At 51.5% G+C, this 12,224-nt stretch carries 10 protein-coding genes; 7 read left to right on the forward strand and 3 right to left on the reverse strand.

The features are described from left to right. Positions 1–145 precede the first annotated feature (145 nt). From HAV38_RS14805 to HAV38_RS14815, 3 genes are read right to left on the reverse strand one after another with little or no spacing between them, the layout of a single operon-like run. Positions 146–1,096, reverse strand: a complete 951-nt coding sequence (locus HAV38_RS14805) for a heme/hemin ABC transporter substrate-binding protein (protein ID WP_168056160.1) — start codon at positions 1,094–1,096, stop codon at positions 146–148. After that, entirely contained in the window at positions 1,093–2,226 is a 1,134-nt protein-coding gene (locus HAV38_RS14810) for a hemin-degrading factor (protein ID WP_168056161.1), read from the reverse strand. The genes HAV38_RS14805 and HAV38_RS14810 overlap by 4 nt, the downstream gene beginning before the upstream one ends. A 13-nt stretch (positions 2,227–2,239) precedes the next feature. Then, positions 2,240–4,516, reverse strand: a complete 2,277-nt coding sequence (locus HAV38_RS14815) for a TonB-dependent hemoglobin/transferrin/lactoferrin family receptor (protein WP_168056162.1) — start codon at positions 4,514–4,516, stop codon at positions 2,240–2,242. A gap of 424 nt (positions 4,517–4,940) precedes the next feature. Between HAV38_RS14815 and HAV38_RS14820 the strand changes: the two genes are divergently transcribed. The 7 genes from HAV38_RS14820 (at position 4,941) to HAV38_RS14850 (ending at position 11,879) form a co-directional block, all read left to right on the forward strand. After that, positions 4,941–5,714, forward strand: coding sequence for a sulfite exporter TauE/SafE family protein (locus tag HAV38_RS14820; protein ID WP_168056163.1), 774 nt, complete (start codon positions 4,941–4,943; stop codon positions 5,712–5,714). Between the two features lie 263 nt (positions 5,715–5,977). Continuing rightward, positions 5,978–7,915, forward strand: coding sequence for a tRNA uridine-5-carboxymethylaminomethyl(34) synthesis enzyme MnmG (gene mnmG, locus HAV38_RS14825; protein WP_168056164.1), 1,938 nt, complete (start codon positions 5,978–5,980; stop codon positions 7,913–7,915). Positions 7,916–8,057: 142 nt separating this feature from the next. Further along, positions 8,058–8,729 (forward strand): 16S rRNA (guanine(527)-N(7))-methyltransferase RsmG, encoded by a 672-nt coding sequence (rsmG, locus tag HAV38_RS14830; protein WP_168056165.1) that lies wholly within the window; start codon positions 8,058–8,060, stop codon positions 8,727–8,729. 109 nt (positions 8,730–8,838) lie between these two features. After that, positions 8,839–9,342 (forward strand): lipocalin family protein, encoded by a 504-nt coding sequence (locus tag HAV38_RS14835; RefSeq protein WP_311734833.1) that lies wholly within the window; start codon positions 8,839–8,841, stop codon positions 9,340–9,342. Between the two features lie 7 nt (positions 9,343–9,349). Beyond that, positions 9,350–10,018 carry a leucine efflux protein LeuE gene (gene leuE / locus HAV38_RS14840; RefSeq protein WP_168056166.1) on the forward strand — a complete coding sequence of 223 codons (669 nt, stop codon included), beginning with the start codon at positions 9,350–9,352 and terminating at the stop codon, positions 10,016–10,018. 156 nt (positions 10,019–10,174) lie between these two features. Further along, positions 10,175–10,945: a ParA family protein gene (locus tag HAV38_RS14845; RefSeq protein ID WP_168056167.1), complete on the forward strand. Its 771-nt coding sequence runs from the start codon at positions 10,175–10,177 to the stop codon at positions 10,943–10,945. Between the two features lie 34 nt (positions 10,946–10,979). Beyond that, positions 10,980–11,879, forward strand: coding sequence for a ParB/RepB/Spo0J family partition protein (locus HAV38_RS14850; protein ID WP_168056168.1), 900 nt, complete (start codon positions 10,980–10,982; stop codon positions 11,877–11,879). Positions 11,880–12,224 lie beyond the last annotated feature (345 nt).

Genomic DNA, 12,224 nt, shown 5'->3' on the forward strand with positions numbered 1-12,224 from the left:
AGGTCATACAAAAGAAGGCTAAAAAGAAGGCTGAAAAAAGAAAGTTGCATAAAGAGGACATATAAGGTGAATTCTGCAATCCGGAGCGACCGGCGCACCTCACAATTTCATTAAAAAATAATGGCGCTTCTTTTAACACTGCAACTCAGCTAAACAGCTTTGCGGACAGCGCGGTTAGCGCCGCAGGCAAGCGCGGTCCAAAACCGAGTAACAGGAGCGCATCCATGTCTCCCACCACGCGACGTTTCTTTGCTGCGGGCGTTAGCGCGATACCTGGCGTTGCGATGAGCTTCGCAATCCCTCCAATGGCGTCTAATCCCTCGCTGGTGGTTAGCAAGACATCAGGCGAGGCCAGGATAGTGCTTTCAGCCGTAAGTGGCTTGTAGCCCCTGTATCCGCCTTGATCATCTGCGCCACCAAGGGCATTGATCGCGCCAGCATAGCGAATCATGGCATCGGCTGCCGTATCGCGTCCTGCCACCATGGCCTGCGTGCCACTATGGCTGAGGATGAACATCACGCGTGGCGGTTTATTGCTGGCTTGCCGATGACGACGGACGGACGCTAGTGCCATCTCCCATTCTGCGTCAAAACGCTGCAATAAGCGCTCGCCTCTGGATGGCAGGCCCAGGGCTGCGGCGGTACCTCTGATCCTGTCACGCACCACCTTGACGTCATGGTGGGTGCCTAGAGTGATGACCTTGACGCCCGCTTGCATTATCTGCATCAAGGCAGTGGGTGGCCCGGCTTCTGCTGTCACTAGCAGTAAATCGGGATGCAGCGACAACACGCCTTCGGCGGACAAGGCGCGTTGATAGCCGATTTTGGGTAGCGATCGGGTTGCGGGCGGATAGGTGCTGGTGGTGTCAACGCCGACCAGCAGAGCCTGTGTATTGAGCGCATACACGATTTCGGTGACGGCACCGCCAGCGACAGCAACGCGACGCGGTAGCGTTGGTGCGGTCGATCTTTTCGGCTGGGCATGTACGGGCGAGACTGCCATCAAGGCCGGGAGCAAAGCGGTGCTATTGACGGCAAGACTGGCCAACGTTCCCAGTACGGCGTGGCGGCGTTTGTCTGAGGGCAGGGTGCTCATAGTGACAGAGGGTCCGGCAGTTGCGTCACAGCGTCGCGCCATGCTGGCAACTCGGCTTGTCCTGGCCTGCGCTCGCCGAACAACATGGCGATAGTCTGACCGTGTTGGTCGAATAGTTCTAACGACGTCACGCCGCCCTCGCTGGTCGGTTTGCGCACTACCCAACTATTCACGATGTTAGTTTCAAGCAAATGCAGGTTGAAGGCTGGGCCGAGAACGTTGATCCACGCACCGTTCAATTTGATATGCGTAACGGGCCCGGAATGGATTTGAATCAGCCCAACATTTCCAACAAAAATCATCATCGGTATTGCGTCGTTTACCGCAATATTCAGCAGTATTTTTAATGCGCTATTGTCGACCTGTCGCGCATATTCCGCTGCACCCAGTCGCAGCGCTTGCGTGCGATTGACGCCGTGACTGCGCATGATTCCAAAGAATTGATGCGCGTCGTTCATGCCATGCCACGCGGCCTGAAAACCTTTTACATCAACATCACCGTCCGGAATTTCTACGATAGCTGGTGGCGCAGGTGTCACGTGCAGATCAGGCGCTTGATCGTGGTCGCGCCATCGTGCTACCAGTGCATCGAATGCTGCATGGTTGCTGTCTTCACGCAAAAATATCTTATGCACGGCAGTGCCATGATGATCAAAAAACTGCAGGCTTTTTTGTGTGCCGTGCGCCGTTTCTTCGATCACTGCACAGCCAAAGTACCACTGCGCATAAAACATGCGTAAGTTGATTTCGCGGCCTAATGCGAGGCCGGTTAGTCCGGTGTGAGACATGTTCTCGTAGGTGCCTTCCTTCTCGTGTTCCGCGCTGTCATTTCTGGTCAACGCCATTACTGCACCTAGTTGCGGGATTTCTTCTAGCAGTGCGATGAAGTCCGGTCTCAGCCGGATCGCTTCAATGCCGATGCATGCGGCCATCGCCTCGCCTTCCGAAACACCGATGGCGATTGCCGCATCGCGATTACGTAATTTTTGTTCTTTTTTGACTTGCAAAAAAGTAGTCCGCAGCGCTTCCGGCATGCGCTTGCTGACTGTGGCATCGAGAGGCGAATTTAATGGTTTGGCCTGCAGTTCGCTGATCGGTACCGCATGTTTTATTGGTGTGAAGGCGCGCATGTGTTTCTCCCATTTAGAATTGCAATTTAAGTCCGACGTTGAAGCTGCGACCGGGGGCGGTGTAAGCGTCTTTCACGGTCGAGCTGTCGGCCAGACCGCGAACGTCGGACCAATTCCAGTATTTGTTGTTGAACAAATTACTTATTCCCGCATAGAGCGTGGCGTGTTTATTGACGTTGAACCCGGCCCGCAGATCTGCGACGGTGGCAGAAGGTGGTGCGTAATAGGTCGACCTCGAAATGTCATGATGATTTTTTGCGGCCTGATAGCTGATATCGCCTTCGGTGAACCATCGTGCATGCGGTTGGTAGCGTAGCCCGACTACCGCCATGAAGGGATTCACGGTGTCAAGCGGCTTACTTTGACCATCAGATCTGGTGGTGCCTTTGGTGTAGGCGAGACCTGCTTTGACGCCCAGTCCATTAACAAATTGCCAATCAAAACGCCCCTCAACGCCGCTAATGCGTGCCTCGCCACGGTTAATATATTGGAAGACGTAAGGGTCGACGTACGGACGGCCGCTGCCGCTGACGATTTCCTGTGAGATAAAATTCCGGTAGCGTCCGGTGAACCCGGCGGCGCTATAACGCAGAATATTGTTGCCCGCGCCGATGTGGCCGCGCAATCCTAACTCCATCGTGTTACTGGTTTCGGGGCGCAGATTGGGATTGCCGATCGTAGAATAGCCGAACATGGGGTTGCCGAAGCTATTATTTATTTGATCCGGCGTAGGTGTACGGAAGCCGCGTGCATAGTGAATATAGGGAATAAGCGCAGGATTGATCTCTAGCATCAGGGCCAATCGCGGAGACACGGCGTGACCGCTGGAAGATGTGGCGGTGCCGGTGTAGGCTAGGTCGTGCATCTTTGGGGATAGGCGATAGAAATCAAAGCGTACGCCGGGGACCAGGGTGAATGCACCGTGGGGCGTGAGCTTGATATCATCCTGGACGAAAGCGCCGAATAACGCGTAATCGGTATCCGGAAAAGCCTTGTCAGGAAACGGCGACTCGCCGAAGCCTGGGACGGTGCCATTGCGCAGGCCGCTGATGCGCGCCATGCTGGCGTCCAGACCATAAACTAATTTGTGTTGCAGGCCGCCGGTGCTGAATGCACTTTCTGCCTGAGCGGAACCACCGATAGTACGCTCGCTATAGACGGAATCGCGGGTTCGGTCAGCGGCAGGACGACGTTGCTCGTAGGAGTATTGGCGATTGCTGGCATCTTGGAAATAGAGCAGGGCATGGGCTTGTTGAAGCAACCGGCTGCCATTTTTTTGGCTGTCCTTAAAATCGTAATCAAGGCTATATCGATTGCGCACAAGGCTGTCATGGGCCTCCAACCCTACTGTGGTTTTCGTGATTGCTGACAACACATCTGAAGCGGTTCGCCCCTCGTGGTGTACAACCGTGAGGGTTAACTTGTCGCGAGGGCTTGCTTTGAAGATCACTTTTCCTAGCAGGGAGCTCTTGTTTGTATTTTGTGGATTGGGTGCATCGCGATTTGGCCCCGTGATATAACGGCCTCCTTGATTTTGTGTTTCATGGCCTGCGCGTTTACTGGCAATCAGCATCGCATCAAAACGTTCGCCACCAAAGGCCGCGACCGCCGTGGTTGTGAGGCTGTTATCCGCAGAATCATAAGAAGGTTTGATCGAAAAGTAGGTCGGCTTTTTAAAGATATCCAGAAAATCGCCAGGATCTTTTGTGATGAAATTTACCGCGCCAGTCAGTCCGTCGCTACCGTACATGGAGGACGCCGGGCCGCGTAGAATTTCCACGCGTTTATACAGATTCATCTCGCCATAATCGCCGCGCCCCGCCTCTAACGGACCGAATGAAAACGCACTTGGTAGCCTGATGCCGTCCTCCATCAGCAGGATACGATTGCCTTCCAGACCTCGGATATTGATTCCTTCATTACCACCGCGCCCGCCGGCAGTCGCGGCGGATGCGGGGCGATAGGGTCCGCGTCTTACCGTTACCCCAGGTTCATACCGAAGCAGGTTTTTTACGTCCTTCACTTGTTGTTCTTCGATGGTGGCAGCGTTAATCACAGAAATACTACTCGGTGTGCGCGACACCGGCGTTTCGGACCGGGTTGCGGTCACGGATATTTCTTCAAGAGGTTGCTCGGTATTGACGGCCAACAACGATTTGGCGATTGCGCCGGTCTCTGACGAGGGAATTGTTTGTGCGGTGGCTGGCAACGAGGAAAGGGTCGCCAGTAAGGCCAGTAAGGGCTTGATCGCTGAAAGCGCCTGTAACCGAGGCGCTGGGGAAATAAACATAACGTACTCCAATCAATAAAAAATTTATTGGCTGGCGTCGTTAGGAGGCTGGCTATTTACGAAAGAATAAAGCGATGCTTAGTTAGATGAGAATGGGTAAATGAAGGTGTTGCACGATAGAATGATTATAGATGAGAATAATTCTTATCTGCAAGGAAAATTTAAGTAGTTTCGTTATTTATGGTGGCGGTAGCAGGTGGGAGTGATGTATGCATCGGTGGCCTGAGTTTACGATTAGCTTAATTGGGATTTGCATCTGCTATTGGCAGAATCCTATTCGTCGATTTCCGGTAGTAAAATGATGAGTGATTTCCGCCTCATCCACCCGTTGGTTCCACGTGAAACATTCATATTTCAATTCCACTCCCCATGAATACTTGTTTGCCTATTCACTTCTTTTCAATACACCAAAGCGATCCGCACGATGACTGATGTATTTTTTAGTTATGGACTTCTTGCCGCAGCTGGATTTCTCGCTGGTCTGATTGATGCAGTGGTTGGCGGGGGTGGGTTAATTCAGATTCCTGCGTTATTTTCCATGTTACCCACAACGGTTCCGGCTACAGTGCTGGGGACGAACAAATTGGCGGGTATATTTGGTACCACCGCTGCAGCGGTAAATTATGGTCGCAGAGTTAAGCTAGCTTGGCGGGCCGCTTTACCCGCAGCAGGTGCAGCGTTTGTTTTTGCGTTTTTTGGTGCGTACACGGTTACCCATATACCTACCGATGCGATTCGCAAAAGCCTTCCGTTCATTTTATTGGCCGTGGCGGCGTATACCTTTGCCAGGAAAGATTTTGGCATTATTCATGCACCGCGTCATAAAGGATCGACAGAATTAATTATTGCGATCCTGATCGGATCGGGGATCGGATTTTATGACGGCCTTTTTGGCCCTGGTACCGGTAGTTTCCTGATTTTTCTTTTCGTGCGGTTTTTTGGGTTTGATTTTCTTGCTGCATCTGCGGTGTCCAAGGTCGTCAATGTCGCGACCAATTTTGCTGCGTTACTTTGGTTTGGATACAGCGGGCATATTCTTTGGCAATTGGCGATACTGATGGCGATATGCAATGTAGCAGGCTCTCTGGTCGGTACGCGTTTGGCGATCAAACATGGGAGTGGGTTCGTTCGAAAATTGTTTTTGGTCGTGGTATCTGTTCTGATCCTGAAAACAGTCTATGACGCTTTCTTGAAATAAAGGGGTGTTTCACGTGAAACAACGGGGTTTAGCTTCGGTATATGTAAGCGATCCGAACGAATTGTTTCACGTGGAACGGTTACTTAAAATAACCAGATTATAAGTTTATTAATTGAAGGCGGTCGAATTGTGCAGGGAATTTTGGTCACAGCCTGAACAGAATATAAACGCATCCTAATACCACATTCAGGTCAACAAGTGGGCGGTCAGGGTCAAATGGATTTATAATCGCACCTCTGTTCACCCTCTTATCGAGGCGCACTATGTTATTTCCTACAAATTTTGATGTAATCGTTGTCGGTGGCGGTCATGCCGGCACCGAGGCCGCTCTTGCTTCCGCGCGCATGGGGCAAAAAACCCTGCTGCTTACCCATAACATCGAAACTCTTGGTCAGATGTCGTGCAATCCGTCGATAGGCGGAATCGGTAAAGGACACCTCGTAAAAGAGGTTGATGCAATGGGCGGCGCGATGGCCATTGCGACGGATGAGGCTGGTATTCAGTTCCGCATCTTGAACTCATCTAAAGGCCCCGCAGTGCGGGCAACCCGCGCGCAGGCTGACCGCATATTGTATAAGCAGGCGATACGCTCGCGGCTTGAGAACCAACCGAATTTATGGTTATTTCAGCAGGCGGTCGATGATTTGATCGTGGAAGGTGATCGCGTCATTGGTGCCGTTACCCAAGTTGGGATTAAGTTTCTTAGTCGCGCCGTGGTATTGACCGCAGGAACTTTTCTTGATGGCAAGATTCATGTGGGCCTCAATAACTATGCAGCGGGCCGTGCGGGCGATCCCCCTGCGATTTCACTGTCGGCGCGGTTGAAAGAATTGAAGTTGCCGCAAGGGCGTCTTAAAACCGGCACGCCGCCGCGGATTGACGGTCGCACGATAGACTTTTCAGTCATGCAAGCGCAGCCGGGCGATCTCGATCCTATTCCGGTGTTTTCAGTGATGGGTAATGTAGCCATGCATCCAGCCCAGATGCCATGCTGGATCACGCATACAAACTTGCAAACGCATGACATTATTCGGGCCGGACTGGATCGGAGTCCGATGTACACGGGTGTGATTGAAGGCGTCGGTCCGCGCTATTGCCCCTCAATCGAAGATAAAATTCACCGCTTTGCGGGCAAGGATTCGCATCAAATATTTTTGGAGCCAGAAGGTCTTACGACGAACGAATATTATCCGAACGGCATTTCGACAAGCCTGCCGTTTGACGTCCAACTAGCCTTGGTGCGCTCAATGAAGGGCCTGGAAAACGCGCACATTTTGCGTCCGGGTTACGCCATTGAATACGACTATTTTGATCCGCGTGGACTCAAAGCATCGCTGGAAACCAAGTTAATCAGCGGCCTGTATTTTGCTGGACAGATTAACGGTACCACCGGTTACGAGGAGGCCGCTGCACAAGGCATGCTGGCTGGGCTGAATGCGGCATTGCAGACCCAAGAGCGTGATGCCTGGTCACCACGTCGCGATGAAGCTTATCTCGGTGTACTGGTCGACGATCTCATTACGCAAGGCGTGCTGGAACCGTATCGCATGTTTACCAGCCGAGCCGAGTATCGTCTCAGCTTGCGTGAAGATAACGCCGATTTACGTCTGACGGAAATCGGTCGCAAGCTTGGTTGCGTTGGTGATGCGCAGTGGGAATTGTTCGAAAGAAAACGTGAGGCCGTTGCGCTGGAACTCGAACGCTTGCGTTCCACGTGGGTAAATCCTCGCATTGTCTCTGGCGCCGAGGTGGAAAGAGTTGTCGGAACGGTAATTCAACGGGAGTATTCGCTCTCTGATTTATTAAGCCGTCCCAACGTTAGCTACGACACTTTGATGACGCTCAAGGGAATAGATGGACAGGATCTGAGCGGCCCCGGGGTTAAAGATGACACCGTCAAAGAGCAGGTTGAAATTCAATTGAAATATGCAGGCTATATTGACCGTCAGGCGCGCGAAGTCGAACGTCACGAAAACAGTGAGAACCTCAAATTACCCGTCGATTTCGACTATATGCAGGTGCAATCGTTGTCGATGGAAGTACGCCAGAAGTTGCATCAGCAACGGCCGGAAACCTTTGGACAAGCCTCGCGGATTTCGGGGGTAACCCCGGCCGCGCTGTCACTGTTGCTGGTGCATCTTAAAAAAAATGGGATGAAAAAATTGAACACCCTGGCGGCAAGCGATGATCAGGCTGCGTGATCCCGCTTGGTGCATGCTTAATTTGCCGTCGTTCGGCTTCGTTTTGCGTCCTGTTGCACCTTGATCCTTCGCCCTGGATATTAAAATTACCCCTATTAAAATGACTTGTAAGTCATTGCTTTGATACCAAAGGAACGGCAGCATGAGTGAAGTTGATATCAGTCCAACCGGTGCGCTTGCCGCGACTTTGCGCACAGGGGCGAGTAGCTTGGGCGTCGTACTCAATGATGTGCAGCAGGCACAAATGCTGGGCTATCTGGCAATGATGGCGAAGTGGAACAAGACCTATAACCTGACCTCAATCCGCGACCCTGCACAGATGATGACGCATCATCTGCTGGATTCGCTGGCTGTGGTCCCTGCATTTTCGGCGTGCCAAAACGTGCTGGATGTCGGCGCGGGTGGCGGATTGCCAGGGATGGTGCTGGCGATTTGGGCGCTCTCATCGAAGCCCGACATGCGGGTTTCCATGATTGATACGGTGCACAAAAAAACAGCATTTCTGACGCAGGTTAAAGCGGAAATTGGACTGCGGAATGTGCGCGTCTATACAGCGCGGGTAGAAGAGTTGCAGGTGCCGCAGAAATTTGACGTGATTACCTCCCGCGCCTTTGCGGAGCTATCCGACTTTATTAACTGGTCGGCACATTTGCTGGCGGAAGACGGTCAGTTTATCGCCCTGAAGGGTGTGCATCCAGATGCTGAGATGGAGCGCTTACCGGACGGATGGGTTGTGGCGGAGGTGCGTCCGATCAGGGTTCCCGGTCTGGATGCAGAGCGCCATTTAATCTACATTAAGCGAGCTTTGGCGTGAGCGCCTATGTAAGCATTTATGTAAATAAAGCGGAGGGAAAGGCGTGACAACGAACGTAAATCGAAACGTAAAAACTTACGTTGCCTTTTTGGCACTATTGACAATAATCGTGCCATCCATCTCCATGGCGCAAGAAGTTACCGCTGTCCCATCGGTTGATCTGTCGCGCTATGTCGGTAAGTGGTACGAGATCGCGCGCTTTCCAAATAGCTTCCAGAAGGCATGCACAGGAAACGTCACTGCGCAATATCGCAGCCGGGCGGATGGCAAGATCGATGTCATTAATCGCTGCAAAAAAAATGACGGATCGGTAGATGAAGCGGTCGGCCTGGCCAGGGTTAGCAATGACTCGGGTAGCGCTACCAATTCCAGATTAAAAGTCCGGTTTGCGCCCGAGTGGCTGTCGTGGTTACCCTTAGTCTGGGGTGATTATTGGGTCCTCGATCTGGCTCCCGATTATTCATACGCTGTCGTCGGCGAACCCGGACGCAAATATTTATGGGTGCTTTCACGGACCCCTAAGCTAACAGATTCTACTTATCGGGCAGCGTTGGCGAAGGTCGCTGCGCAAGGTTTCGACGTCAGTAAACTAGTGAAAACACCACAAGAGTGAGTCTCTGATGAATGCATTTTTTTATCCACTCGGTATCGCGTCAGCGGGGAATCTAATTGTCGCGACGGCGATCTTTTTAATATTGCCCGGCCCCGGCACTTTTTGCATATTGACTAGCGCCAGCAGACATGGCTTAAGAGGTGGATTATCGTCTGTGATCGGCGTAATGATGGGCGATGCGGTACTGATGTTTTTGGCCGCGATAGGAGTCGCCGCGCTATTGCACGCGAATCTGGTTTTGTTCAAAGGCTTGCAATATATTGGCGCTGTTTATCTGGCCTGGCTTGGATACAAATTATTTCGCGCCAAAGGGAAGGGCGAAGGCGCCAGCGCCAGCATCAATGTCAACAATAGCGGCGGTGTGCGCGCAGTATCATCTACATTGGTAGATTGGCGTCGGGGATTTTTTGTGACATTGATTAATCCCAAGGCCATCATTTTTTATATGGCTTTTTTTCCGTTGTTTATTGATCCCGTTACGCAGCGTGGCAGTATTACTTTTTTGACGATGGGTGTAATCATTTCCAGTTGCACCTTGATTTACGGTAGTCTTCTTGTGCTGGCTGGAAATGCAGTGGCTAAACATATGGCACGCCATCGTCTTCTCGCCCAGCTTGCCTCCAAGGCCGCAGGGATTTTTCTGATCGGTTTTGGTATCAAGCTGACGACCAGTTAAATGAACATCCCGGACTTATACAAAATCGCTCCTGCGCAACCATCCGTTGTAAAGTCGGATATTACTTTCGACTGTATAGCGGTTGGTCACGACAAGGGCTGTAAGGGAACTATTTTGCCTAAGCCCGAATACATTAAATAAACTAAAACTCACCATATGGCAAAAATTTTCTGCGTCGCCAATCAAAAAGGCGGAGTCGGCAAGACCACTACCGCTGTCAATCTGGCGGCTGGTTTGGCCCAGTTAAACCAACGCGTCTTGTTGGCTGATCTGGATCCACAAGGTAATGCGACGATGGGTGCTGGCATCAATAAGGCAACCTTGAAGGAAACTATCTACGAGGTTTTACTCGGGATGTCGGATATCAAAAGCGTTCGCGTGGTGTCCGAAACCGGCAACTTCGATGTACTCCCGGCCAACCGCGAACTAGCGGGTGCCGAAGTAGAAATGGTCGATCTTGAGAACCGTGAAAAGCGTCTTAAGAATGCAATGGCGAGTATCGCGGACGAATACGATTTTATCCTGATTGATTGTCCCCCAGCGCTGTCGTTACTGACACTCAATGGGCTGTGCGCAGCCAATGGCGTGATCATCCCGATGCAGTGCGAATATTACGCGCTCGAAGGTTTATCGGACTTGGTCAACACCATCAAAAAAGTACACGCCAATTTGAATACCGACCTAAAAATAATCGGTTTATTGCGCGTCATGTTCGACCCGCGTATGACGTTGTCGCAACAGGTGTCAGCAGAACTCGAACAACACTTTGGCGATAAGGTTTTCAAGACGGTCATTCCTCGCAACGTGCGCCTGGCCGAAGCGCCATCGTACGGAATGCCGGGGGTGTGCTTTGATCCCGCCTCCAAAGGTGCACAAGCCTATATCGCGTTTGGTGCCGAGATGGTTGAGCGCATCAAGTCGATGTGATTGAAGACAGTGTAATTGGCAAGGTAAATACATTATGGTTACGAAAAAATCAAAAGGTTTGGGGCGCGGGCTGGATGCGTTGTTAGGCGGTTCAACAGACATTACCGAAGCGGTGCCTGTTGTCGCCGGAGCGCCATCGGTGTTGCCGGTGATCGTGATGCAAGCGGGTAAGTATCAGCCGCGCACCCGCATGGACGAAGGTGCGTTAAGCGAGCTTGCAGCATCAATAAGAGAGCAGGGCTTGCTCCAGCCGATTTTGGTGCGGCCAATTGCCTTGCGCAATGGTGCTCAACACTACGAAATTATCGCTGGTGAACGCCGTTTTAGAGCGGCGCAAATTGCGGGCCTGAGCGAAGTACCGGTGTTGGTCAAGGATGTCGACGACCAGACTACCGCTGCGATGGCGCTGATTGAGAATATCCAGCGCGAGGATTTGAATCCGCTGGAAGAGGCGCAAGGAATTCATCGTCTGATCACCGATTTCGATTTTACGCACGAAAAAGCGGCTTTGGCGGTAGGGCGCTCCCGCAGTGCCGTTTCCAATCTGTTGCGCCTGCTGAATCTTGCCAAGCCGGTTCAAACCATGTTGATGGCAGGTGATATCGATATGGGTCATGCGCGCGCGTTATTGGCAGTGGATGCGGCCACGCAAATCACTCTGGCAAATCAGGTGGTAGCAAAACGGATGTCGGTACGCGACGCAGAAAAGCTGGTTACGCGGACCACCACGGAACAAAATTCGATCACGCGCCCTCACGGCAAGGGAAAGGAAAAGTCCCGTGACATTACGCGCTTAGAGGAAGAGTTGTCGGATATGTTGGCGACACTGGTCACGATCAAAACTGGCGCAAAAAATCGGGGACAGCTTATTATCGATTTTTCCGACCTGGATACGCTGGATGGCCTGATCGCCAGATTGCGTGATCCGGAATAATGGCTAAAAAAGATCTGCGAATAATGGTCATGTAAAGAATGCACCTAAAATTTTGTGTGAACTGGCAAATCGCATAAAAAGATCAGCTATTTGTAAGGTGGGATTGATACACTGTAGATGATGTACAGCAATCTTTGGTGAGGCAGCGTTGGCGATTAATTCCCAGAAATGGTGCATCGAAGAATTTATGCTGCATTGCGGAAGGCTTTTGAGTGTTGTAAAACAATATATAAGCTTATGATTTTGTTGCAAAAGTTTGACGAAAACAACAGCCTGATCGTATAATCCGCGGGTTTCTAAAATTGCCGTAAGCGCACCTTTGTGACGCACGGTATTGCACTAGGT

Origin of the sequence: Glaciimonas immobilis, assembly GCF_011947285.1 — a bacterium.
GTDB lineage: Bacteria > Pseudomonadota > Gammaproteobacteria > Burkholderiales > Burkholderiaceae_D > Glaciimonas > Glaciimonas immobilis.